This is a genomic window from Cobetia sp. MC34, assembly GCF_018340035.1.
Taxonomy (GTDB): domain Bacteria; phylum Pseudomonadota; class Gammaproteobacteria; order Pseudomonadales; family Halomonadaceae; genus Cobetia; species Cobetia amphilecti.
Genome location: NZ_JADPPY010000007.1, coordinates 96,535 through 119,845, shown reverse-complemented (window position 1 = coordinate 119,845; position 23,311 = coordinate 96,535). Strand labels below are relative to the sequence as shown.

General features: G+C 63.2%; 19 protein-coding genes. 8 read left to right on the top strand and 11 right to left on the bottom strand.

Going from position 1 to position 23,311, the window contains the following annotated elements:
- Nucleotides 1-22: 22 nt before the first annotated feature.
- Nucleotides 23-511: an Lrp/AsnC family transcriptional regulator gene (locus IZU87_RS06030; RefSeq protein WP_213113989.1), complete on the top strand. Its 489-nt coding sequence runs from the start codon at nt 23-25 to the stop codon at nt 509-511.
- 150 nt (nt 512-661) lie between these two features.
- Here the strand turns inward: IZU87_RS06030 and hppD are convergent, their stop codons facing one another.
- Together hppD and IZU87_RS06020 are read right to left on the bottom strand one after the other, a co-directional pair.
- Nucleotides 662-1,741: a 4-hydroxyphenylpyruvate dioxygenase gene (gene hppD, locus IZU87_RS06025; RefSeq protein WP_054555475.1), complete on the bottom strand. Its 1,080-nt coding sequence runs from the start codon at nt 1,739-1,741 to the stop codon at nt 662-664.
- 356 nt (nt 1,742-2,097) lie between these two features.
- Nucleotides 2,098-2,703 (bottom strand): LysE/ArgO family amino acid transporter, encoded by a 606-nt coding sequence (locus tag IZU87_RS06020; protein ID WP_213113988.1) that lies wholly within the window; start codon nt 2,701-2,703, stop codon nt 2,098-2,100.
- Nucleotides 2,704-2,838: 135 nt separating this feature from the next.
- Between IZU87_RS06020 and IZU87_RS06015 the strand changes: the two genes are divergently transcribed.
- Complete coding sequence (locus IZU87_RS06015) at nt 2,839-3,777, top strand: LysR family transcriptional regulator ArgP (protein WP_213113987.1); 939 nt, start codon at nt 2,839-2,841, stop codon at nt 3,775-3,777.
- 42 nt (nt 3,778-3,819) lie between these two features.
- Here the strand turns inward: IZU87_RS06015 and argE are convergent, their stop codons facing one another.
- Together argE and fdhA are read right to left on the bottom strand one after the other, a co-directional pair.
- A complete protein-coding gene (gene argE / locus IZU87_RS06010; RefSeq protein WP_249330455.1) occupies nt 3,820-5,058 on the bottom strand; it encodes an acetylornithine deacetylase in 1,239 nt (412 codons plus the stop codon).
- A gap of 231 nt (nt 5,059-5,289) precedes the next feature.
- Complete coding sequence (gene fdhA / locus IZU87_RS06005; RefSeq protein ID WP_054555477.1) at nt 5,290-6,498, bottom strand: formaldehyde dehydrogenase, glutathione-independent; 1,209 nt, start codon at nt 6,496-6,498, stop codon at nt 5,290-5,292.
- Between the two features lie 441 nt (nt 6,499-6,939).
- Here fdhA and IZU87_RS06000 point away from each other — a divergent pair, with 441 nt between their 5' ends.
- The gene (locus IZU87_RS06000) at nt 6,940-7,317 is read left to right on the top strand and encodes a hypothetical protein (RefSeq protein WP_043331278.1); all 378 of its coding nucleotides are present in this window, start codon (nt 6,940-6,942) and stop codon (nt 7,315-7,317) included.
- A 500-nt stretch (nt 7,318-7,817) separates the two neighbouring features.
- A complete protein-coding gene (gene cfa, locus IZU87_RS05995) occupies nt 7,818-8,996 on the top strand; it encodes a cyclopropane fatty acyl phospholipid synthase (RefSeq protein ID WP_054555479.1) in 1,179 nt (392 codons plus the stop codon).
- On the opposite strand, the gene IZU87_RS05990 is transcribed toward cfa, so the two are convergent.
- Together IZU87_RS05990 and IZU87_RS05985 are read right to left on the bottom strand one after the other, a co-directional pair.
- Nucleotides 8,978-9,682 (bottom strand): MarR family winged helix-turn-helix transcriptional regulator, encoded by a 705-nt coding sequence (locus tag IZU87_RS05990; RefSeq protein ID WP_213113986.1) that lies wholly within the window; start codon nt 9,680-9,682, stop codon nt 8,978-8,980. The genes cfa and IZU87_RS05990 overlap by 19 nt on opposite strands.
- Nucleotides 9,683-10,028: 346 nt before the next feature.
- A complete protein-coding gene (locus IZU87_RS05985) occupies nt 10,029-11,582 on the bottom strand; it encodes a sigma-54-dependent transcriptional regulator (RefSeq protein ID WP_043331281.1) in 1,554 nt (517 codons plus the stop codon).
- Between the two features lie 521 nt (nt 11,583-12,103).
- Between IZU87_RS05985 and phhA the strand changes: the two genes are divergently transcribed.
- The 3 genes from phhA to IZU87_RS05970 all read left to right on the top strand — a co-directional run bounded on the left by phhA (nt 12,104) and on the right by IZU87_RS05970 (nt 14,536).
- The gene (gene phhA / locus IZU87_RS05980; protein WP_249330463.1) at nt 12,104-12,898 is read left to right on the top strand and encodes a phenylalanine 4-monooxygenase; all 795 of its coding nucleotides are present in this window, start codon (nt 12,104-12,106) and stop codon (nt 12,896-12,898) included.
- A gap of 104 nt (nt 12,899-13,002) precedes the next feature.
- Nucleotides 13,003-13,341, top strand: a complete 339-nt coding sequence (locus tag IZU87_RS05975; RefSeq protein ID WP_054555480.1) for a 4a-hydroxytetrahydrobiopterin dehydratase — start codon at nt 13,003-13,005, stop codon at nt 13,339-13,341.
- A 1-nt stretch (nt 13,342) separates the two neighbouring features.
- Complete coding sequence (locus IZU87_RS05970; RefSeq protein ID WP_213113984.1) at nt 13,343-14,536, top strand: amino acid aminotransferase; 1,194 nt, start codon at nt 13,343-13,345, stop codon at nt 14,534-14,536.
- Nucleotides 14,537-14,673: 137 nt separating this feature from the next.
- Here IZU87_RS05970 and IZU87_RS05965 read toward each other — a convergent pair whose 3' ends face one another.
- The 4 genes from IZU87_RS05965 to IZU87_RS05950 all read right to left on the bottom strand — a co-directional run bounded on the left by IZU87_RS05965 (nt 14,674) and on the right by IZU87_RS05950 (nt 19,657).
- Nucleotides 14,674-15,900, bottom strand: a complete 1,227-nt coding sequence (locus tag IZU87_RS05965; protein WP_213113983.1) for a LysR family transcriptional regulator — start codon at nt 15,898-15,900, stop codon at nt 14,674-14,676.
- A 248-nt stretch (nt 15,901-16,148) separates the two neighbouring features.
- Complete coding sequence (locus tag IZU87_RS05960) at nt 16,149-16,532, bottom strand: RidA family protein (RefSeq protein WP_213113982.1); 384 nt, start codon at nt 16,530-16,532, stop codon at nt 16,149-16,151.
- Nucleotides 16,533-16,668: 136 nt separating this feature from the next.
- Complete coding sequence (locus IZU87_RS05955) at nt 16,669-17,928, bottom strand: D-amino acid dehydrogenase (RefSeq protein WP_213113981.1); 1,260 nt, start codon at nt 17,926-17,928, stop codon at nt 16,669-16,671.
- A gap of 397 nt (nt 17,929-18,325) precedes the next feature.
- The gene (locus IZU87_RS05950; RefSeq protein WP_213114015.1) at nt 18,326-19,657 is read right to left on the bottom strand and encodes an MATE family efflux transporter; all 1,332 of its coding nucleotides are present in this window, start codon (nt 19,655-19,657) and stop codon (nt 18,326-18,328) included.
- A gap of 452 nt (nt 19,658-20,109) precedes the next feature.
- Here IZU87_RS05950 and IZU87_RS05945 point away from each other — a divergent pair, with 452 nt between their 5' ends.
- The gene (locus IZU87_RS05945; RefSeq protein ID WP_043331288.1) at nt 20,110-21,072 is read left to right on the top strand and encodes a LysR family transcriptional regulator; all 963 of its coding nucleotides are present in this window, start codon (nt 20,110-20,112) and stop codon (nt 21,070-21,072) included.
- A gap of 191 nt (nt 21,073-21,263) precedes the next feature.
- Here IZU87_RS05945 and IZU87_RS05940 read toward each other — a convergent pair whose 3' ends face one another.
- A complete protein-coding gene (locus tag IZU87_RS05940) occupies nt 21,264-22,991 on the bottom strand; it encodes a putative bifunctional diguanylate cyclase/phosphodiesterase (protein WP_213113980.1) in 1,728 nt (575 codons plus the stop codon).
- Between the last annotated feature and the right edge of the window lie 320 nt (nt 22,992-23,311).

Here is a 23,311-nt window from a genome sequence, read left to right as displayed (position 1 = left end):
TCACCGCTAATGGATTGCGAAAATGAGCCATAATATTCCTCTCCCGACACTGGACCGCTTCGACCGTCGCATTCTTGACGAGCTTCAGCACTCGGGTCGCATCAGCAATCAGGAGCTCGCAGAGCGCATTGGCCTGTCCCCGTCGCCCTGCCTGCGCCGTGTCCGTGCGCTGGAAGAAAGCGGCATGATCACCGGCTACCGCGCCCAGATAGATGCCCGCAAGCTGGGACTCAGCCTGATGGCGTTGCTGCATATCTCGATGGACCGCCACACCCCGGAGCGCTTCACCAACTTCGAGGACACCATCGCCTCGCTGCCCCAGGTGATGGAATGCCTGCTGATCACCGGCCAGGAAGCCGACTACCAGCTCAAGGTGGTGGTCAAGGACATGGATGACTATCACGACCTGCTGCTCAAGCAGATCACGCGGATCGAGGGGGTGACCGGCGTGCATTCAAGCTTCGTGCTGCGTCAGGTGATCGATCACCAGCGCGTCCCGACGACCTCCTGAGCCTGACTGCCTGAATCAAGACTTCAGCAACACGAAAGCCCCGTCGGCTATCACCGGCGGGGCTTTCGTGTTGCTGAAGATGCCATCGTGATCACGCGGTGATCAGGGCGTGCCGGCTAGCGAAATCACTCGGCGTGCCGATTGGGGAAATCACTCGGCGCCGATGATGCCGCGACGGATCTGGTCTTCCTCGATGGATTCGAACAGCGCCTTGAAGTTGCCCTCGCCGAAACCATCGTTGCCCTTGCGCTGGATGATCTCGAAGAAGATCGGTCCGATCACCGTCTCGGTGAAGATCTGCAACAGAATGCCCTCCCCCGGCGCGCCATCGACCAGCAGGTTCAATGCCTTGAGGTCCTCGACATTCTCTTCGTGGTTGGGCACCCGCGCATCGACCTTCTCATAATAGGTGGCCGGCGTGGTCAGGAAGGTGACGCCATTGGCCTTGAGTGCCTTGACGGTGGCTTGGATATCATCCGTCGCCATCGCCAGATGCTGGATACCCTCGCCATGGTATTCGCGGATGAATTCCGCGATCTGGGAGTCATCATCCGCTGACTCGTTGATGGGAATGTGCATCTTGCCGCACGGTGCCGTCATCGCGCGCGAGAAGAGCCCGGTCATCTTGCCTTCGATATCGAAATAGCGGATCTCACGGAAGTTGGCGATACGCGCATAGAAGTCTGCCCACACATCCATCTGGCCACGCCCGACATTGTGGGTCAGGTGATCCAGCGTATGCAGGCCGACACTGTTGGCATTCTCGATTGCGCCGTCGATGGCGACGAAGTCGGTATCGTAGATCGAGCGCTCGCGGTGATGGTCCACAAAGTACAGCACCGAACCGCCGATGCCTTGCACCGCGGGGATGCCTACCTCGCCCGGCCCGACCGGATGCTCGACGCTGCGCGCACCGTGCGCCAGGGCGTAGCGATGCGCCTGCTCGGCATCCGCCACGCGCCAGGCCATCGCACAGGCACTCGGGCCGTGGATCGCCGCGAATTCCGCCGCCGGGCTGTTCGGCTCGGCGTTGAGCACCACATTGATCCCGTGCTGCTGGAACAGGAACACCTGCTTGGAGCGATGGCGACGGGTCTCGGTAAATCCGAGCTGGTTGAACAACTTGCGCAGGGCATCGATGCCGGCCGCATCCGGGGCCGTGAATTCGACGAACTCGAAGCCGTCCGTGCCGATGGGATTGTGCTGTTCGATACGCGCCGGTGCGTTCATGAGGGGCTCCTGAGTCGGGCTGCCGACAGGGCAGGCAAGGTAGAGAAAAGGCGGGCAACATCCTTCACGACAGGCGAACGCATCGCGCCTCGCCTGTCGTGTCCCGATTCCGTTATCGGAAATCTATGCCTTGCCTGCCACCCTGCCCATTCGCCTTGCGCCTGCTTTGGTGCCGTGTCCGGCCTCTTCCCACGCCAGACATGTAACGAAACCCTGCCATGGCGCTGACGGCCATCTCGACACTGCCCACTCGGGGCACTCCCGCTGCCGCCAGCGCCTGACACTGCGTCATGCTTTCTTTACACCTATCGGCGCGTCACGCCTGCTGTTGCCTCTTGCCCGCCTTGCGTTGGCCGCTAGAGCCAGGCACCGCTGCCCAGCTGCCAGGCCACCCACAGCAGAATCGTGGCGATGAAGGCCTCGATGACCTGCCAGGCACGCGGACTGGTCAGACGTGGCGCAAGCCAACCGGCACATGCCACCAGACCGAAGAACCAGCCGAAGGAGGCCAGGCTCGCCCCGACGATGAAGCTTTGCGGGGACGGCTGCTGCGCGCCGATCGCGCCCAGCATCACCAGCGTATCCAGATAGACTTGGGGATTGAGCAGCGTGACGGCCAAGGTTGCCGCCAGCACCTTGCCGAGATTGGCCTTGAGGGCGTTGCTCGCCGTCAGCTGGCCACCAGTGCGCATGCGCCCCAACGCCTTGAGTGCCTGCCAGAGCAGAAACGCCACCCCTCCCCAGCGGGCAATGCTCATCAACAGCGGCGATTGCTGCATCAGCGCGCCAAGCCCGAGCACGCCGGCGATGATCAGCATGCCATCACACAGCGCGCAGAGCCCCGCCACCCACCATTGATGCTCGCGCTTGAGCCCCTGTCCCAACACGAAGGCATTCTGCGCCCCGATGGCGATGATCAAGCCTGCGCCTACCCCTGCCCCATTGAAGAATGACCACCACATATCGCCTGTCCTTTCGTCGTGTCGTTGCCGTGACTGACGACGTCTGCCACGGCTGTCAGTGCTGAGGCAGGCAGAGTACGCTAGGATGAATCCATCAAGGAAATTGATTCAGGGAATGGATCATAAGGAATACTGATGCTGGACTATAAACTGCTGGAGGCGCTGGCGGCCGTCATCGATCAGGCGGGCTTTGAACGCGGGGCGCGAGCACTGGGGCTGACGCAGTCGGCGGTCTCGCAGCGTATCAAGCTGCTGGAAGCACGGCTGGGGCAGCCGGTACTGGTGCGTACACCACGCCTGGGGCCGACGCCACTCGGGCGGCGCCTGCTCAATCATGTCCAGCAGGTGCGTCTGCTGGAGCATGATCTGCTCGACCAGATTCCCGCCCTCGGCGAGAGCGAGCAGCGACTGCGCATCGCCATCAATGCCGATTCGCTGGCCACCTGGTGGCCGACCGTCACCGGCAGTTTCTGTCGCGAGCGAGACCTGTTGCTGGACATGCTGGTGGAGGATCAGGAAGTGGCGCTCAGGCGCATGCGCGATGGAGAAGTCGCGGGCTGCATCTGTGCCACGCCACGCCCGGTGCAGGGGGCACGCTCCCACCCGCTGGGCAGCATGCGTTATCGGGCGCTGGCCAGCCCGGACTTCGTGCAGCGCCATATCGCAAAGAAAGGCCATCCCATCCCGCCCATTCTGCCGGCCGAGACCCTGCGCAGCATGCCCGCCATCGTCTATGGCCGTGATGACCGCCTGCAGCACCGGCTGTTGTCGACCATGGGCTTCGATGAGCCTTTCCCTCACCATCTCTGCCCGTCGTCGGAAGGTTTCGTGCGCCTGGCCTTGAGCGGCATGGGCTACGGCATGATTCCCGAGCAGCAGGCGGCGCATCTGCTGGCCAGTGGTGAGCTGGTGGATATCGCACCGAACCATGCCCTCGATGTGCCGCTTTACTGGCATCACTGGCGCCACGGTGGCAGCACGCTGGACAAGCTCACCGACCACCTGCTGCGGGAATGTGCCACGGTATTGCGCCCGATGCCGGAGCAGGAGACGCCCCGCCCCGGCATGCTGTGAGAGCGCGTGTCAGTCGTGCATCAGGCCCGGCAAAAAGGGGGCTCAGCCGCCCTGTTGCTCACGCACCAGCTGGGCCAGGAAGCGATCGCAGGCCGCCAGCTGGCTGAGCTCGATGTACTCGTTGGCCTGATGCGCGACCCCGATGGAGCCTGGCCCGCAGACCACCGTCGGCCAGCCTTCGCTCTGGAACTGTCCCGCCTCGGTGGTGTACGCCACGGCCTCGCTGGCCCGCTCATCGCCCAGCAGACGCTGGCAGAGGCGAATGGCCGGGTCCCGATCGCCATGCCCGAGTGACGGCACCGTTTCCACCGTGCGTTCGCTACGAATCGCCACTTCAGGCGCCCGCTCACGATAGGGAGCGACCAGACGCTCGGCGTGGGCATCGATCTCCGCCAGCATCGCCTCGACATCCTCGCCCGGCAGATGGCGCAGCTCCCAGTCGAAGATGCACTCCCCGGCGGTGATGTTGACCGCCGTGCCGCCCTCGATGCGCCCGACATGCAGACTGGCGTGGGGCACATCGAAGCACTCGTCCAGATGACCGCAGTCGATGCGCGCCTGCATGCGGTCCTCGATGAAGGTCACCATGCGCGCCGCCAGATGGATGGCACTCACCCCCTGATAGACCAGGCTGGAATGCGACGGCTTGCCGGTCACCGTGGTGCGCAGATCGGTAATGCCCTTGTGAGCATCGACGATCGCCATCATGGTCGGCTCGCCCACCAGCACCGCCGCCGGACGCGGCAGGCGGTCACGCAGGCGTGCGATCATGCGCGGCGCCCCCAGACAGCCGATCTCCTCGTCATAGGAGAAGGCAAGAATCACCGGCTTTTTCAGCGTGCCCGCACGCTGGGCATTCACCAGCGCCGGCACCGCCGCCATGCAGCAGGCGATGAAGCCCTTCATGTCGGCGGAACCGCGCCCATGAAGGCGACCCTCGGCCTCACGCAGCGTGAAGGGATCACTGTCCCAGGCCTGACCCTCCACCGGCACCACATCGGTGTGCCCGGAGAGCACCACACCGCCCTCGACCTCCGGCCCGATCACCGCCAGCAGATTGGCCTTGTCGCCGCCATCGTTGTGGATGACCTCGGCACTGACGCCGACCACTTCCAGGGCGTCGCGCAGGCAATGGATCAACGCCAGATTCGACTCGCGCGACACGGTATTGAAGCTGACCAGATGCGCCAGCCAGTCGCGGCTATTGGGCCAGTCGGAGAAATCGGCGTGCTGCGGCATCAGGCTGGCGGTATTGGCGATGGGGGACGCTGAAGCGGACATGGGCATTCCTGTGCAGATACATCAGAGCGGAGAGCACCATACGCAGCGCGCTGGCCTCATATGCCCACCGGTATAGCGCAGCGCTTCTTCGACAACAAGGGCCTGGCTGCAACATCCGACTGGCAGGCACGCTTCAAAAAAGACGACGCCGCCACACCCGATGAAAGGGCGTGGCGGCGTCGTCTGTGGCGGCAGAACTCCGCTACGGGCGGGATACAGGCCGTGATGGCATCAGGCGGCACGGCCGTTGCGCACCATGGCGTGGGGGTCGATGACGAATTTCTTGGCAGCGCCGCCATCGAAGTCCGCATAGCCCTGCGGTGCTTCTTCCAGACTGATGACCTGAACATTGACCGCATCGGCGATATTGACGCGCCCGAACAGGATCGCCTGCATCAGCGGGCGGTGATACTTCATCACCGGGCATTGGCCCGTGTGCAGCGAGTGGGACTTGGCCCAGCCCAGCCCGAAGCGCATCGACAGCGCCCCGACCTTGGCGGCCTCATCCTCGGCGCCCGGGTCTTCGGTGACATAAAGCCCGGGAATACCGATCTGGCCGCCGGCACGCGTCAGCGCCATTGCCGAGTTGAGCACCGTGGCCGGCTGCTCGCGGCCGTGATCACAACCACAGCCATGCGCCTCGAAGCCGACGCAATCGACGAAGCAATCCACTTCGCGCTCGCCGAGAATCACCTCGACCTTGTCTTCCATCGAGCCTTCCTGACGCAGATCGATGGTCTCGCAGCCGAAGCTCTCGGCCTGCTGCAAACGCTCGGGGATCATGTCACCGACGATGACACAGGCCGCCCCCAGCAGCTGGGCGGACACGGCCGCCGCCAGCCCGACCGGCCCGGCGCCCGCGATATACACCGTGGAGCCCGGCCCGACACCCGCGGTCACGCAGCCGTGGAAGCCGGTGGGGAAGATATCGGACAGCAGCGTCAGATCACGGATCTTCTCCATCGCCTGGTCGGCATCCGGGAACTTGAGCAGGTTGAAGTCGGCATAGGGCACCATGACGTAATCTGTCTGACCGCCAGTCCAGCCGCCCATGTCGACATAGCCGTAGGCCGCGCCGGGACGCGCCGGATTGACGTTCAGACAGATCCCCGTCTTGCCTTCCTTGCAGTTGCGGCAGCGGCCGCAGGCGATGTTGAAGGGGACCGAGACGATGTCACCGACCTTGATGAATTCCACATCGCGCCCGGCCTCGACGACCAGGCCGGTGATCTCGTGGCCCAGTACCAGGCCCTGCGGCGCCGTGGTGCGGCCACGCACCATGTGCTGATCGCTGCCGCAGATATTGGTCGAGACGACCTTGAGAATGACCCCGTGTTCACACTTGCGATTTCCCAGCGCCAGGGTCGGATAGTCCAGTGATTCGACACTCACCTTCCCCGCTCCCTGGTATACGACTCCGCGATTGGCATTGGCTGACATGACGTGCTCCTGGCTGGCATGGGGTTTGGCACGTGGCCGGCGACAGGCAGACAAGCTGGCTTGCGCCGCCCGTCACTTTTCCTGCACCGGCCACCAGCCCCCGGTCGGTGGCGTCCAACCGGTAGGGCTTATGCAGACTAGGTCAGTTGTCACAGGTTGGCTGTCCAGATGAGGCATCGACATGCCTAAATGAGACAGTTCACGACCAAAGTGTCACTTCGGCTGCCCGCAAGCCCACGCGCCAGTGCCCCCGTGCCTCTGCTGTTGGCGGCAGGCGACAGCCAGCGTCGATGCATCTCGACACTTGAAGCGCGCGCCCATACCCCCCAGTACTGATGTCAGCGTCATCTTGACGACAGACATTGCGACCCGAGCTCGCTTACAGCGGCTCTGGAAGACAGTTCTGAAAGACAGCTCTGAAAGACACTTCAAGGAGAGATCATGACCCTGACATCCAATGCCCTGCGCAATTCCTGCATGACCCTGGCCCTCGTCGGCTCCGCCTTCATCGCCGGTTGCGGCAACACCAGCGTGATCGAGAAGCAGGACACGCGCTACGAAGTCAGCGCCGTCGATGAAGACCGCGATGATGCCATCGCGCAGGTCAAGGAACGCGCGCTCGAGGTGTGTGAAGAGCAGGACCGCGACAAGTACGATGTGCTCGACTCGCGCGTCTTCGGACCGCACGACGCCACCGCCAAGGCCGCCGATGGCAATGACCAGCTGGAAGGTGGCACCGTCAATGAAGACACCGAAATGGCTGCCGCCACCCATGAAGGCGAAGGCTACAAGGTCGTCTGGACCGTGCGCTGCCGCTGAGGCGTTCCCCCGTCAGGTAGCGTGACCTGACAGCGCGATCGAACGCGAAAGCGAAAGTTGCAACGACGGCGAAAGCGAAAGCGCAGCATCCGTCAGAAAGCCGCCCCCAGGGGCGGCTTTCTTGCGTTCCGACACCAGGCGATAACCCAGGGGAGCCGACACTGCGGCACTTGAGTTCCGAGGGCGCAACCATCGGTTGCTCCACAAATCAGTCAATTGCGTCACCGCATTAGACGACTCTTGACTATGCTGAGACGAAAGCTGTCCCAGCGCTGCCCCTGATCGCCATGTGAAACTGGTGAAGAGAGAGCCCCCGCCGCCCGGGTGGCACGACAGTGGCGACTCGGACGCTGACCCTGCAACCTCGCAGCATGAACCTCGCGCATTGCCATGCGAGACGTTCGACAGCCCTATCGCTCGGGGACTGTCGATCACTGCCATACGCCATGACGAACCCATCAGGACTCTCTGCGCCCGCGCGCCGTCAAGGAGGCTTTTCCATGAGTATCGAACAACGCCTGGCCCCCGTTGCACTCCCCGACACCCGTCATCGACGCACCGTCGAACATCTGCTGGCAGGTTCCGGCGTCAGGCTCAACGGGCCCGATCCCTGGGACATTCGCGTTCGCCATCCGGACCTCTTCCGGCGGGTACTGCAGCAAGGCAGCCTGGGACTGGGCGAGGCTTATATGGAAGGCTGGTGGGACTGCGACCAGATCGACGAGATGATCTGTCGCCTGCTGCGACATGGCCTGGGCAGCCGCGCCCACACCACCAGCGAGCGCATCGCCTATCGCCTGCAGGCCGGGGTGATCAACCTGCAGAGCCGCCGCCGCGCCGGCGTGGTCGGCAAGGTGCATTATGACTTCGGCAATGACCTCTTCACGCGCATGCTGGATGACACCCTGTGCTACAGCTGCGGCTACTGGAAAGACCTGCCGGTGAGTGCGGAGAACCTGGGCAAGGCGCAACAGGCCAAGCTGGATCTGGTGTGTCGCAAGCTGGGGCTGGCGCCCGGCATGCGCCTGCTGGATATCGGCTGTGGCTGGGGGAGCCTTGCCGCCTACGCCGCGCGCCATTACGGCGTGGAGGTCGTCGGCATCACCATCTCCGCCGAACAGGCCGCGCTGGCGCGTGAGCATTGCGCAGGGCTACCGGTGGAAATCCTGCTCAAGGACTATCGCGACCCTGACTTCCGGCGCACGGTGGGAAGCTTTGATGCCATCGCCTCGATTGGCATGTTCGAACACGTCGGCCACAAGAACTACGCCACCTACTTTGCCCATGCCGCGCACCTGCTGCGGCCCGGCGGACGCTTCGTGCTGCACACCATCGGCTCCAACCAGAGCGATATCTCGGCCGACCCCTGGGTCAACCGCTATATCTTCCCCAATGGCGTGCTGCCCAGCGCCAGTCAGCTGGTACGCGCCAGCGAAGCGCATCTGGTGATGGAGGACTGGCACAACTTCGGCGCCGACTATGACCCGACATTGATGGCGTGGCGCGCCAATCTCGACCAGCACTGGCACGAGCTGGCCGATACCTACTCACCGCGCGACAAGCGCATGTTCGAGTACTATCTCGGCGCCTGCGCAGGCGCCTTCCGCGCCCGCCAGCTTCAGCTGTGGCAGGTGGTGTTCACCCACGGCACCGCAGGGCGCTACGACGCGCCACGCTGATCCACCGCCTGCGGAGCGCCGACAATCTCGACCGGCGACGACTGTCTCAAGCGGCGGGGCGAATCAGACGCGTCGCCGCGAAGCGATTGAGCAGCGCATGCATCAGGTAGATCAGCAGCATCGCGCTGCAGACCGCGACCAGCGCCGAAAGCGCTGATCGGATGTCCCCCCTGACGACTCCGCTGATATTCAGCCTGCGAGCGCGCGATGCTGGCGCTGGCATTGTCTTCAAACTGGAGCAGAGTGCGGGCGAAGGCATTGAGCGCTTCGTCATCGAAGCCGACGTACAGCTCGGCACGCACTCGCTCGATGCGCTCCGTCAACTGGGTCAGGCACTGGCGGCCTTGCTCGGTGAACCACAGGCAACGCGCCCGCTTGTCGGTCTCGTGCGGCACGCGCGCAATCAACTGCTGAGCCTCGAGCTGGTTGAGGGTGCGCGTCAGCGACGGCATCTCGATGCCCAGCTCACTGGCCAGCATCTGTTGGGTACAGCCCTCGCCGAGCTTTTCCAGATGAACCATGACCGTCCAGCGCGATTCCGTCATGTCCAGGCTACGCACCGCGCTAGTGATGGCGGTGCGCCATAGACGGTGGACCCGACCGACCTGGCCACCCAGCGAGGGCTTGATCTGCTCGTGAAACGGGATTTCCTGTGTCGAATCCGTCCCCGGAGAATGTGCGTTCATGTATCATCTCTCGACATGAAGGCTCCCATGACACTCCCCCTCATCGGTGCTGAGCGGAGACCCACGAGAGCCTTGATTGGTGCAGCGTCAGGGCGGCTGTTGCCGGCGATATCAGACGCCATCTATATTAGCTTGCTAACAATATGAGAATCATACCCTTTATTAGCGAGCAAAACAATTCACCAATTCCGATATTCAAACACGCATTCAAGCGCCTCTACGTCTCTGTCTTCTTGCCTGTCTTCTGACTTGTCTTCTTCCCCTTCTCCTCTTTCTTCTTTTGCTGCTCGTCTGCTTTCCTCTCGCCCTGTTGCCTCTTCTCTCCCGCCATCACCTGCGCCGCGGGTCACTCCTGTGCGATGCCGTGACGCTTGAGCTTGTTGGCGATGGTGGTATGTGAGACCCCCAGACGCTTGGCCAGCAATCGGCTGGACGGATACTCGGGGTAGAGATGCGCCAGGATGCGCCGTTCGACCTCGTCATGGATATCGCCCAGACTGCCGGTCAGGTCGATGTTGTCCAGCCCCTCATCACGCGCCTCACCGGTCAGACGCAGATGCTGCGCCTCGATCACCTCGCCATCGCACAGCGAGACGGCCTGGAACAGCACGTTCTCCAGCTGACGCACGTTGCCCGGCCAGTGATAGCCCTGCAGGCGCGCCATGGCCTCGGGCGAGATATCCCGTACGCGAGCGCCGATCTGACGCACCGCCCGCTCGAGGAAATGCCGCGCCAGCTCCTCGAGCCCATCCAGACATTCCCTGAGCGGCGGTATCTGCACACACAGCACATTGAGGCGATGGAAGAGATCGTGGCGGAAGCGCCCTTCGCTGCACAGTGCCGGCAGGTCCTGTTGAGTGGCGCAGATCACGCGCACATCGAGGAAGGTTTCCTCATCGCTGCCGACGCGCCGGAAACCGCCGTCCTGCAAAAAGCGCAGCAGCTTGACCTGCATGCGCGGACTCATCTCGCCGACCTCATCCAGGAAGATGGTGCCGCCGCTGGTCAGCTCCAGCAGGCCCAGCTTGCCCTCCGGCCGCGCGCCCTCGAAGGCACCCGGGGCATAACCGAACAGCTCCGTCTCGGCCATCGATTCCGGCAGCCCCGCGCAATTGAGCGCCATGAAGGGGGCCTGGCCGCGAGGGCTTGCCAGATGGCAGGCACGCGCCAGCAGCTCCTTGCCGGTGCCGGTCTCGCCCTCGATCAAGAGCGGCGCATCCAGCGGTGCCATGCGGCGAGCCTCCTTGACCACCGCCGACAGCTGACGGCTCGCCTGGAATATCGCTTCGAAGCCACGCACCTCGGTGCGCTGGATCTGATAGATACGCGAGCCCAGGCGGTCTGCACGATGCAGGGTGACCACGGCGCCCGCCAGCGAGGCGACATCCTCGTTCTCGGTATGCAGTGGCGCGATATCGGCGAGGAAGGTCTCCTCCCCCACCCGCAGGCGCAGGCCATTGACGCGGGCATTGTTGCGCCGGATCAGCTCCGGCAGGTCGACATCCTGGACATGACGCGTCAGCGCCAGCCCTGGCACCTCATCGATGCGCACCCCGAGCAACTTGCCCGCCGCGCGATTGGCCGCCACCACGCGCCCATCCATGTCGATGGACATCACCGGGTCTGACAGCGATGACAGCAGTGCATTGAGCTCCAGATGGCGTCGCTCGGTGGGCATCAGACTGACGCGACTGACCTTGAAGACCCCGGGAATCTCCTCGAGGGTCGGCTTCAGGGTCGAGAGCTGCATGCGCAGCATGTTGGGCACATGCAGATAGATGGAGTTGTTGGCCTCTCCGCCGACCTCACCGCGCAGCACGTTGAGGCCATAATCGGCAAAGGGGGCCAGGATGTCGCGCAGAATCCCGATTCGATTCTGGCAGGTCAGTTTGAGGCGCATGGCGTTCTCGGCATTGTCGTTGGAATTCTTGTTGGCATTGTCGTTGGAATTCTTGTTGGATTGTCATCGAAATGGTGTCGCCGGCCTGGCGGCGCCGCTCGAGTGACGGACAGCTTCGCGACGGGCGGCTGAGTGACGTTAACGTAAGCATTATCAAAACGTCGTAAAGCATTCCTTACAAAATACGGCGACACAGCAGTGCACGAACGCCCGAATGGCACAGGATGCGCCCGATTACCGCTCCAGTGTCACAATTATGTGACAAGACACGCGCCAACGCAGCGTTATCTGCGGCGCAGAGCCACGCCTGACCACTGGTCAACGCCACCCGACAAGGCCTAGCGTTGTCATCGACATGCAAGGACTGGCATGTACGCCATAATGACAACACGGCAGCCTGCTCGGCAGCGCCGCCATCTGGTTGGGGAGGTTGCATGAACGCACCGCAGGGTCGTCATTGGCCACAGACATCCCAAAAAGCTCAGCCCGGCTCGCAAGCCAAGGCCAAGGGCACCCGCTACATGGCCCATGAGCCGGATGCCCGGGGCCGGATCCATTACAGCGATCAGGAAAACGCCACCTGGCAGACACTGATGGCGCGCCAGATGGCGCTGGTCGAGGGGCGTGTCTGCCGCGAGTATCGGCAAGGGCTCGAGCGCCTTGCCCTGCCGGAGGACCGCATCCCCCAGCTTGGCGAGATCGATCGTGTCCTCGAGGCCGCCACCGGCTGGCGAACCGCTCGCGTGCCGGCCCTGATCCCCTTCACGCGCTTCTTCGAGCTGCTCGCCGAGCGGCGTTTCCCGGTCGCCACCTTCATCCGCTCCCCGCAAGAACTCGACTACCTGCAGGAGCCGGACATCTTCCACGAGATCTTCGGCCACTGCCCGATGCTCACCCACCCCGCCTTCGCCGAGTTCACCGCCACCTACGGACGCCTTGGTCTCGCCGCCAGCAAGGAAGAGCGCGTCTATCTGGCCCGCCTCTACTGGATGACGGTGGAATTCGGCATGCTGCGCGAGACTCAACCCGATGGCAGTCGCGCCCTGCGCCTCTACGGCGGCGGCATCATCTCCTCGCCGCGCGAGACCCGCTATGCCCTGGGTGAGCTTGCGGACAGTCTCGAGCGCCCCGCGCATCTGCCCTTCGATGCCGTCGAGGCACTGCGCACCCCGTATCGCATCGACATCCTGCAGCCGCTCTACTATGTCCTTGAGTCACTGGACGACCTGCATGAACTCGCCAGTCGCGACATCATGGCGCTGGTCCACGAGGCCATGGCTCTCGGCCTCAAGACGCCGCGCTTCGCACCACGTTGATCGCACAGACGTTGATCGCACCGGCGCTGATCGCACAGACGCCCTTGCCCCAAGGGGTACGCCTTTTCACCAGCCCCCTCTTTCCTCAAGCCGGAGATAGTGACATGACCGAACTCGCCAGACAGTCCTGTGAAGCCTGCAGCTTCGATGCGCCCAAGGTCAGCGATAGCGACATCGAGACGCTCAAGACCGCCATTCCCGAGTGGCAGTTGCTCAATCGCGATGGCATCATGCAACTGGAACGGTGCTTCACGTTCCGCAACTTCAAGCAGGCACTGGCATTCACCAATCGCGTAGGCGAGATTGCCGAGGAAGTCGGGCACCACCCGGCACTTCTCACCGAGTGGGGCAAGGTCACCGTGACCTGGTGGTCCCACGAGATGAAGGGTCTGCACAAGAACGATTTCATCATGGCCGCCAGAACCGACGAGGTAGCGAAATAAGATGTTCGAGCAGATTGCGCGTGTACCCGGGGATGCCATCCTCGGCCTGATCGAAGCCTTCAACAAGGACACCAACCCGCAGAAGGTCGACCTCGGCGTGGGCGTCTATCGCGATGCCAACGGCAATACGCCGGTCATGCGTGCGGTCAAGCAGGCCGAGAGCCGCCTGGTCGAGAGCGAGGCCACCAAGACCTACATCGGTTCTCACGGCGACCCGCGCTTCGGCAAGGTCGTACTGCCGATGGTGCTGGGCGCAGAGTCGCCGGTGCTGGCCGCCAATCGCGCCAGCGCCACCCAGGCGCCCGGCGGTACCGGTGCCCTGCGTCTGGCCGCGGACTTCATCGCCAGCAACCTCAAGGGCCGTGATATCTGGCTGTCCACCCCGACCTGGCCGAACCACCTGGGCATCTTCGACGCCGCTGGCGTCACGCGCCACAGCTACCCGTATGTCGACGAGAACAACCGCCTCGACTTCGACGGCATGCTGACGACGCTCAAGACCATCCCGGAAGGTGACGTGGTACTGCTGCACGCCTGCTGCCACAACCCGACCGGTTTCGATCTGAGCCGCGAGCAGTGGGACCAGGTACTGGAAGTCGTCCAGACGCGCAAGCTGCTGCCGCTGATCGACTTCGCCTACCAGGGCTTCGGTGACGGCCTGGAAGAAGACGCCTACGGCGTGCGCCTGCTGGCCGAGAATGTCGATGAAGCCATCATCACCAGCTCCTGCTCCAAGAACTTCGGCATCTACTGCGAGCGCACCGGTTGCCTGATCCTGATCGCAAAGGACGAGGAGAGCATGCTCGACGTGCGCTCCCAGGCCGCGATCACCGCGCGCGAGAACTACTCCAATCCGCCGGCTCATGGCGGTGCGGTGGTCATTGACATCCTCGAGGACGACACCCTGCGCGGCGAGTGGCAAAGCGAGCTGACCGAGATGCGTGAGCGCATCAACGGCCTGCGTCGTGACTTCGTCGAGGCGCTCAAGCCGTATGGTCTGGACGAGCAGTTCGCCTTCATCGCCGAGCAGCGTGGCATGTTCTCCTACACCGGCCTTTCGCCGGAACAGGTCGATCGCCTGCGTGACGAGTTCGGCATCTACATGGTGCGCTCCGGGCGTGCCAACGTGGCCGGCTTCTCCACCGAGAACCTGCCCTACGTGGCCAAGGCCATCGCGACCGTCGTCAAGGGCTGAGCCCGAGCGAGCGCTGTCGTGAAAGACAAGAAAAACCCCGCCAATCGGCGGGGTTTTTCTTGAATGGTCGGTTGTCCGGCCTGTTGTCTGATCTGCTCTCTACTCTGAGGCAAGGCTTCCGCCAGGCGCCTGCACCATCAGCCTTCCTCGTCCGCCAGCGGCAAGCGAGCAAGACTCGCCGCCACCTCCTCTTCGAGCAGACTGATCAGCAGGGCCTGCACCGCGTGCAGCGATTCCCCTTCCTCGGCCGTCGGCAACTGCCACTTGAGCTCCAGATAGCGCTCGCTGCGCATCGAGAGCGGCAGGCCGATCAGGTCACCTCTGGCATCCTCGAGCACCTGCAGCGCTGACAGCGCATCAATGATGGTGGCGGCACTGCCCGCACGCGCCAGACGCCCGGCGCTGGCCGGCGTGGCGACTTCCAGCAGACTCGCTGGCGTCACGCGCTCACGCTTGAGCAGTCCACGAATCAAGCGCCCCTGACTGATGGTTTCCGGCAGATCGACGAAGGGGCGTTCATTGAGGCGTGCAAGGGTCAGCGGCTTGTCCAGCAGCGGCCAGCGTGAGGGCCACAGCAGCATCAAGGGCAGCTTCAGCGCGGGCGGTGCCTCGGCTTGCGCCTCGTCACTGGCCTCTTCACCTGTCCCGCTCCGGGAAGCGGCCCCTTCGGCATTGTGCGCATCATCCTCGACGTCAAACGGCAGCTCCGGCGTATCCCCCAGTTCGGGCATGGCAGCCTTGGCGGTAGGCTTTGCCTCGTCGTCATCGCCTTCGATGAGTGTCGTCTCCTCGCGCGCTCGCTGACGCAGGCTGGCCTTGAGCTCGCGGGCGCGTGCCGCTGCCGTCTTTGCACGCTTGCCGCCCTGTGGCTCCGGCGGTGCTTCCAGGCTCACCGCCATCGCGACCCGCCCCTCGCGGATGGCGAGATCATGCTGTGACACTTCGAGCACTTCCAGGCTTGGCAGCCACTCACTCAAGGCTTCACTGGCCGCGATGCGTGTCAGCCAACCGGCACTGAAGGCCTCCAGACCAGGTGTGACCGCCAGCACGAGACGAGGACGCTTGCCGCTGCCCGGCCCGAAGGCCAGTCGCCTGAGCTCGGATTGAGCGCTGAACATCCGGGCGAGTGATGGTGTCAGGCGCTCGGCTTCCGGGGTCGGCACCAGCTTGCCACCCTCGCGCAGAAACAACGAATAGCCCAGCGTCTGCTCGAGTTGTGCCAAGCCCCGCGAGACCACCGGCACGCTGATCCCCAGTTGTGCGGCACCGCCTTTCATCGAGCCACACTCGATCACCGCCCACAGCATTTCCAGCTGACGCAGCCGTATGCCGGGTTCACGGGTGCCTGTGTCTGACTGCGCCATGATGTTGCTCCTTGAAGGGTTCGTCCGCGATGCTCCGAGAGTCAGCGCTGGTCGCTGGCTCATTTAGCCTTACGCTAATCATGCTGGCACCAAATGTCACGCTCAAGCTGCCTGCAGGACGTCACGACCCCCTGAAACGACACTCCCCCCGCTGATGAATCAGCGAGGGGAGTGAGAGACAAGGCATCGATTCGCGCCAGTCGTTCGTTCAGTGCGGCCGCTCGTTCAGTCCGACAATCGACGAGCGATCAGGAGAGTGTCAGTACACCTTCTGCTTCAAACAGCACGCCCTTGGGCAGCTCCTTGACGCCGACGGCCGCGCGCGCCGGATACGGCTGGCTGAAGTACTGCTCCATCAGCGTGTTGACCACGGCGAAGTTGCTGAGATCGGTCAGGAACAGATTGACCTTGACCAGTTGATCCAGGCTGCCACCGGAGGCCTCACACACCGCCTTGAGATTGCGGAATACCTGGTCTGCCTGGGCTTCAAAACCGCCTTCCACCACTTCCATGGTCGCCGGGTCCAGCGGGATCTGGCCGGATAGGAACACCAGATTACCCGTGCGCACCGCCTGGGAATACGGGCCGATGGCAGCCGGTGCGGACTCGGTAGAGATAATCTGCTTGGTCATGCGCAATTCCTTGTTCAATCAGTTGACGGAGAGACACTCGAAAAAAGACGACTACACGGCAGTACGCGCTGCCTGGCAGACCCTGGCGCAGCCACTGACACTCTCACTGTTACAGACACAGACACTGCTCTGAGCATCAGGCAGCGTAGCGACCAAGACTGAGACCGTTGGGATCGATGGAGGGCTTGCGACCATCCACCAGGTCCGCCAACAGACTCGCACTGCCGCAGCTCATGGTCCAGCCCAGGGTGCCGTGTCCGGTGTTCAACCACAGATTGTCGTACTTGGTGCCACCGATGATCGGCGTGGAATCCGGCGTCATCGGACGCAGGCCGGCCCAGAATTCCGCCCGCGCATAGTCACCGGCTTCCGGGAACACATCACGCACCACCATGTTGATGGTCGCACGGCGCTTCTCGATCAAGGAAAGATCGAACGAGGCCAGCTCGGCGGTGCCACCGACGCGGATACGGTCATCGAAGCGTGTCAGCGCGACCTTGAAGGTCTCGTCCATCACGGTGGACTGCGGCGCGGCATCGCCATTGATGATCGGCACGGTCAGGCTGTAGCCCTTGACCGGATAGATCGGCAGATCCAGATCCAGATCCCGCGCCAGGAACGGCGAGTAGCTGCCCAGACACATCACGTAGCTGTCTGCGCTCATCTCGCCACGGTCGGTGATGACCTTCTCGATGCGGCTGCCGCTGCGCTGGATGCGCTGAATGGTGGTATTGAAGACGAAATTGACGCCCAGGGTGTCGCGGCAGTAATCCGCCAGCCGATTGGTGAACAGATGGCAATCGCCGGTCTGGTCATCCGGCAGGTGCAGGCCGGCGATGAACTTGCCCGGCACGCGGGTCAGTGCCGGCTCCACCGTGGCACAGGCGTCGGCGTCCAGCAGCTGATGGCGCACGCCACAGCCCGCCAGCACTTTCATGTCGCTCTGCACGGCATCGACCTGCGCCTGGGTACGAAACAGCTGCAACAGTCCCTTCTGACGGTCTTCGTAGCGCAGCCCGGTCTCTTCGCGCAGGGCGTTGATGCAGGCGCGGCTGTACTCGGAGACCCGCACCATGCGCTCCTTGTTGACGGCATAGCGGTCGGCGTTGCAGTTGGCGAACATCTTGACCATGAACTTGGCCATCTGCGGATCCATGCGCGGCTGGATCTTGAGCGGCGCATGCTCCTGGAACATCCACTTGACGGCTTTCTGCGGAATGCCCGGCGCCGCCCACGGCGAGGAGAAGCCGAAGGAGACCTGACCGGCGTTGCCGTAGCTGGTTTCCATCGCCGGGCTGGCCTGACGGTCGACGACAGTGACCTCATGCCCCTGACGCGCCAGATAATAGGCACTGGTGACACCGACGACGCCGCTACCGAGTACAAGAATCTTCATGTTGGCCTACCCCATGACTGCAAGCCGCGCCCCACGGCAAATGACAGGCGTATTCGCGCACTCGGCAGCGAATAAAGACGATGAAGGCCAACACCGGTCGACAAGGCGACTCGCAGTGGCTTGACCTGAATGCATCCAGTATAGAGGCGCAAACCACGGTTAATATTCTGTTATGAGACCATATATCAGAAAATAAACAGGTAAATTTCGCATCATGGCAGTGATAAAAAACAAAAAAGCGGCCATTTTTGGAATGGCCGCTTTCGGTGCTTCTCAGCGGGACTGCTGACGGGGCTTCTGACAAGGTCTCCAGTAGGGTCTTCTAGGCACAATTTTCTGAATAGCGCCTGACATCTCAAGGGAGCGCTCTTGCTGAACGCCAAGAGGCCCCGGGCGATCAGGTCGTCGCGACATAGGCATGGCGACGCACTGACTTGCCGCGGTCGCCCAGGGCCTGACGATAGACGCGCCATGCCACCACACCCGCCAGCAGGTTGCCGATCGCCGAGCCGATGGCGACACCGCGCAGCCCATCCAGATGTGCCCCCAGCCATACCGCCGGCATGAAGCAGATGAAGAGACGCACGAAGGACAACGCCGTGGCACGCAGCGGCCACCCCAGCGCGTTGGCAGCCGACACGACCAGCATGCAGATGCCGAGGAAGGAGTAGCTGGGCAACATCCACGGCAGCAGGACCGCCAGTGCCGCCGAGACCTCGTCACTGCCCACCAGCACATAGGCCAGCGGTGTCGCCAGCACTGCCGCGATGATGCCCAGCACCAGCTGCCAGATCACTACCACGCGGGCGGCCAGGTTCATCAGGCGGCGAATTTCCTGCCAACGGCCGGCGCCATAACAGCGCCCGAGCCACGGCGGCAGCGACATGGTCAGGGCCAGCACCACGATCAGCGAGAAGGTTTCCAAACGTGAGGCGATCCCCCAGGCGGCCACCTCCGTCTGGCCCAGTCCCGCGACGATGGCGGTGACCAGCATCGCGGAGAGTGCCGGCATCATCTGGCACAGAATCGCGGGTATCGCGATTCCCGCCAGCTGGCGGCGCGAGGCCTGCCATTCGGCCCACAGGCCACGATATTCCATCCAGTCACGGCGTGAGAGCTTGACTGCCGTGATGGCAAGCCCGGCCCCGAAGGAGAGCACGGTCGCCCAGGCAGCCCCCGCCAGACCGAAACCGGGCAGCGGCCCCGCGCCGAAGATCAGCAGCGGGTCCAGCACCAGGTTGAAAACACTGGTCATCAGCATCATCTCGCCCGGCAGACGCGTGTCGCCGTGGGCGCGGAACAGGCTGTAGAGCACATAGGCCATGGCCCCCAGCCAGCTGGCGATCAGAGATGGGCCCCAATAGACCTCGATCAGCGTCATTTCAGTGGCATTGGCCCCCAGCAACTCGAAGGCCGGCACCCGGATGACCCACAACAGCAGCATCAGCAGTGCCATCAACACACCGGACCCCAGCAGCACCACACCGCCCAAGCGCCGGGCACGCGCCTCATCCTCGGCGCCCAGGGTACGCGAGACGATCGCGGCGATCGCGATGCCCATGCCGACCTGCACCCCGATGATCAGAAAGGTCAGCGGAAAGGTGAAGGATTGCGCGGCCAGTGGTGCGGTGCCCAGATGCGAGACGAAGGCGGCATCGACCAGGTTGAAGCCCAGCAATCCCATGATGCCGAGTGTCATCGGCAAGGTGCTGCGCCACAGGCGTGACATCAGCTCACGCGTCGTCGGCGTTTCCGACGTTGGCGGGGTCGATGTTGCAGAGGCGTCGGTGGACATAGAAGAAGACATGAACTCACTCCCAGCATGTCGAGCATGGCTGGTTGGATGAAGGTATAAGGCGTCGGAACACTTCCGTGACGCTGGAGGGATGATTCTAGGGATTTCGCCGGACCCCAGATAGGCTCAGTGGGACATGTCTTTGATGCATTGTCGGCAACAGGAAGAGCGAGAAACGCGTTGATGCGTGGTATTAGAGGAAACAGTGACCGTGATAAACTCACCTTGTCAGGGATTTCCGTCACCTGGATTCGTGATGATGACCCATGCAATGTCACCGATTATCGACTGCTACCGAAGTTGGACCGTCGCTTTATATGCACTGACTGCCTCACGGATGGCTGGCAGAGTGTTCCCCTCCCCATGGCATCACGAGAGGTCAGACCGTGGATAAAGCATCCCGTTTGTTGCTGTTTCTCGATGTGGTAGAAGCACAGAGTTTTTCCAAGGCGGCTGACCATCGTCAGGTCAACCGCTCGGTGGTCTCCAAGCAGATCAGCCGTCTGGAAGAAGAACTGCAGATTCGCCTGTTCAATCGCTCGACTCGCTCGCTGGCCCTGACGGATGCGGGGCGCGAGATCCATCAGCACGCACTGCGTCTGCGTGAAGTGCTGGAAGATACCGACGATGTGGCCGGCGCCTATCAGGATGGCCCGCGTGGCATCCTGAAGATCACCAGCCCGAGTCACTTCGGGCGCACCTATGTCGCCCAGGCCGTGCGCCTGTACATGGAGCGTTACCCGGACACCCAGGTGGAAGTGCGCCTGGAAGACCACCTGACCGATCTGATCGGCGGCGGTTATGACCTGGCCATTCGCATGTCGGAGCTGGAAGACTCCAACCTGATCGCGCGTCCGCTGGCTGCACACCGTCACCTGATCTGTGCCTCGCCGGCCTTCATCGAGCGTCACGGTATGCCTCAGACCCCCGCCGATCTGTCTGGCCTGCCGGCAGCGGTGTATTCCCGCGATGGCTTCATTCTTGATCGCCTGCGCGTCTGTACCGAGAGCGGTGTCGAGGAAAAGGTGGCGCTGGATTCGCGCCTCAAGGTCAATGATGCCGACGTGCTGATCGGCGCCATCAAGTCGGGCGCCTGCTATGGCATGGTGTCCGCGATCAACATCAAGGACGAGATCCTGAACGGCGAGCTGGTGCCACTGTTGACCAACGTGCCGATGAAGCCACTGCCTTCGATCCACCTGGTCTACCCGCACCGCCAGTACCTGCCGCAGAAGACGCGTCGCTTCAGCGATTGCCTGCAGGAGGTCGTCGGCACGCCGCCCGTCTGGGAGCAGCGCATCCCGGGCTTCGAGAACATGTACGGCTACGGTAGCGGTTGCAGCGAATGAGACGTCGCCACGGCTCTCGAGTCTGAACGCACGCCGTCACCTCCCGCGGCCACTGCCAGACCCGAACGCCCAGCATGAAAACGCCCGCCATGCAGAGTCACTGCGTGGCGGGCGTTTTCATTTCAGGCCCCTTTCAATTCAAGCGCCTTTCACTTCAGCGCCCTTCATCTAGCACCCTTCAAAAGAAACACTCAGGGGCAGGGATGGATCGACGGCTTGCGCTTGAGCCACTCGACCAGCTCCGGCAGGCGCTTGGGCCGTGCATAGCGGAAGCCCTGCACCAGATGACAGCCCATCTCGACCAGCAGGCGCTCCTGCTCTGCGGTCTCGACACCCTCCGCCAATACCTCCATGCCCAGACTGTCGGCCAGCGAGATCGCATGGGAGACGATGGCGCGGTCGCGGGCATCATGGTCAAGGCTACCGACAAAGCGCTGATCGACCTTGAGGCGGCAAGCGCGCAGGTCGCGCACGTAGAGCAGTGACGCGAAGCCGGTGCCGAAATCATCGATCGCCAGGCGCACGCCGCGTTCGATCAGGCCGGTGAGTCGCTCCACGACGCGATCGAGATCCGGCACGCGTGAGGATTCGGTGATCTCAAGCTCCAGGCGTTCCGGCGCGAAGTCATGACGCGCCAGAGCCTCCGAGACGCGCTCGGGGAAGCCGGGGTCACGAAATTCCTGAGCAGAGACATTGATCGCCACCGACAGCGGCTTGCCGTTCGGCGTCACCAGATCACGCGTCGCCGAGAGGGCCGTGTCCATCACCCGCGCGCCGACGGTGCCGATCAAGCCGTACTGCTCCGCCAGCGGGATGAAGCGCCCCGGCCCGATGGTGCCAAGCTCGGGGTGGTCCCAGCGCACCAGCACCTCGATGCCGACGGCCTCGCCACTGGCGAGGTCGAACTGGGGCTGGAAGGCGAGATCCAGCTCTTCGAGATGCTCGCGCAGGTCACTGGTCAGGCGATAGTCGTTGAGGTGCTGCATGTGCGCGCCGGGCGAGAACACATGCAGGGGGCCGCAGACATCGATGTCATCGTATTCCCCGTGCAACATGGCGAGTTCGGCCAGATGCATCAGGCGATGGGCACGCCGCGCGTGCTGCGGCGCCAGACTGATGCCGACCCGCGCCGTGACCGGCAGGGCCTTGCCATCCAGTCGCATCAGCATCACCAGCCGTTCGCACAGCTCGTTGGCACGCGCGATCAGGCTGGCCTCATCCCCGACGAAGAACAGCGCGAAGGCATTGCCCAGCGGGCGGCAGACCAGGGCGTCACGATACTGCAGGGACATGGCTTCTGCCACCCGCTCCAGCAGCGGATCGATACGCTCGGCACCGTGCGCCGAGTTGATGATTTCCAAGTGGGTCAGCGACAGGTAGATGATGCCGCCATCGATGCTGCCGTCGACGCTTTCTTCCAGCAGCAGTTCATCGATCTGGGCATTGAAGCGATCGCGCGACAGCAGGTTGATGGGCTGCAGGCGGCGCAGGGCGATCAAGACCTTGTCATCCACCCCGGTCGCCCGGGCCTCCGCCAGCCCCGAGAACGGCGCCTTGAGGCGGACTCGCCGCTCGCTGACCGGCTCGAGCCGCGGCCGCTCGGTACCGAACAGCTCCTGCCAGCCACAGGTGTTGGCCACCAGACACTCGGCATCGAAGATCGCCATGCGCCACGGCAGATTGGCCTTCTGCACCAGCAGCCATTCACCCAGCTCGCCAGTGATGCCCATCAACCAGAAACCGGGCTGGCCGCTGATGCCACAAGGCTCCGGCTGCTTGGGCAACGGGGATGGCAGCTCCGGCACCCTGTCTTCCTGTCGAGCGCGCGGCGACGTCCAGGCGAGTTGGCCGAAGCGGTCATGAATCCACAACGGCTCTTCGATGGACGACAGCAATTTGATCAAGATATCGAGAGGCACGCTCACTCCACCTGCAGTCATAAGGAAAATGGCTTGATGCCCCGCAAGGGCCGCCTGTCGCCAGTGATGCTGGCCGTTGGCTGGCGCAACGCGGACAACACCGCCGGGACATGACACGTCATTCACGCTTCCGGCTGTTCTCGCGCTTATCTGCTTACACCTGCTTTCATTGTCGCCGCTGGCTGCCGCAAGGCCCGGGCCGCATGGCTAATGCGGCAATGTCCGGACGACCATGCTACTCCTCCCATGGACATCACCAGGCGCCAGACTGCTGCACTTTGTCTCTTCTGATCGCCCTTTTGAGCCCACACTTGAACGCC

Coding starts and splice junctions, on each gene's coding strand:
- hppD (WP_054555475.1), bottom strand. CDS start 1,741: ATGAACGCACCGGCGCGTATCGAACAGCACAATCCCATCGGCACGGAC.
- IZU87_RS06015 (WP_213113987.1), top strand. CDS start 2,839: ATGCTGGACTATAAACTGCTGGAGGCGCTGGCGGCCGTCATCGATCAG.
- IZU87_RS06020 (WP_213113988.1), bottom strand. CDS start 2,703: ATGTGGTGGTCATTCTTCAATGGGGCAGGGGTAGGCGCAGGCTTGATC.
- IZU87_RS05950 (WP_213114015.1), bottom strand. CDS start 19,657: ATGTCACGCCTGTGGCGCAGCACCTTGCCGATGACACTCGGCATCATG.
- argE (WP_249330455.1), bottom strand. CDS start 5,058: ATGTCCGCTTCAGCGTCCCCCATCGCCAATACCGCCAGCCTGATGCCG.
- IZU87_RS05970 (WP_213113984.1), top strand. CDS start 13,343: ATGTTCGAGCAGATTGCGCGTGTACCCGGGGATGCCATCCTCGGCCTG.
- IZU87_RS05960 (WP_213113982.1), bottom strand. CDS start 16,532: ATGACCAAGCAGATTATCTCTACCGAGTCCGCACCGGCTGCCATCGGC.
- cfa (WP_054555479.1), top strand. CDS start 7,818: ATGAGTATCGAACAACGCCTGGCCCCCGTTGCACTCCCCGACACCCGT.
- IZU87_RS06000 (WP_043331278.1), top strand. CDS start 6,940: ATGACCCTGACATCCAATGCCCTGCGCAATTCCTGCATGACCCTGGCC.
- IZU87_RS05955 (WP_213113981.1), bottom strand. CDS start 17,928: ATGAAGATTCTTGTACTCGGTAGCGGCGTCGTCGGTGTCACCAGTGCC.
- phhA (WP_249330463.1), top strand. CDS start 12,104: ATGGCCCATGAGCCGGATGCCCGGGGCCGGATCCATTACAGCGATCAG.
- fdhA (WP_054555477.1), bottom strand. CDS start 6,498: ATGTCAGCCAATGCCAATCGCGGAGTCGTATACCAGGGAGCGGGGAAG.
- IZU87_RS06030 (WP_213113989.1), top strand. CDS start 23: ATGAGCCATAATATTCCTCTCCCGACACTGGACCGCTTCGACCGTCGC.
- IZU87_RS05965 (WP_213113983.1), bottom strand. CDS start 15,900: ATGGCGCAGTCAGACACAGGCACCCGTGAACCCGGCATACGGCTGCGT.
- IZU87_RS05985 (WP_043331281.1), bottom strand. CDS start 11,582: ATGCGCCTCAAACTGACCTGCCAGAATCGAATCGGGATTCTGCGCGAC.
- IZU87_RS05975 (WP_054555480.1), top strand. CDS start 13,003: ATGACCGAACTCGCCAGACAGTCCTGTGAAGCCTGCAGCTTCGATGCG.
- IZU87_RS05990 (WP_213113986.1), bottom strand. CDS start 9,682: ATGAACGCACATTCTCCGGGGACGGATTCGACACAGGAAATCCCGTTT.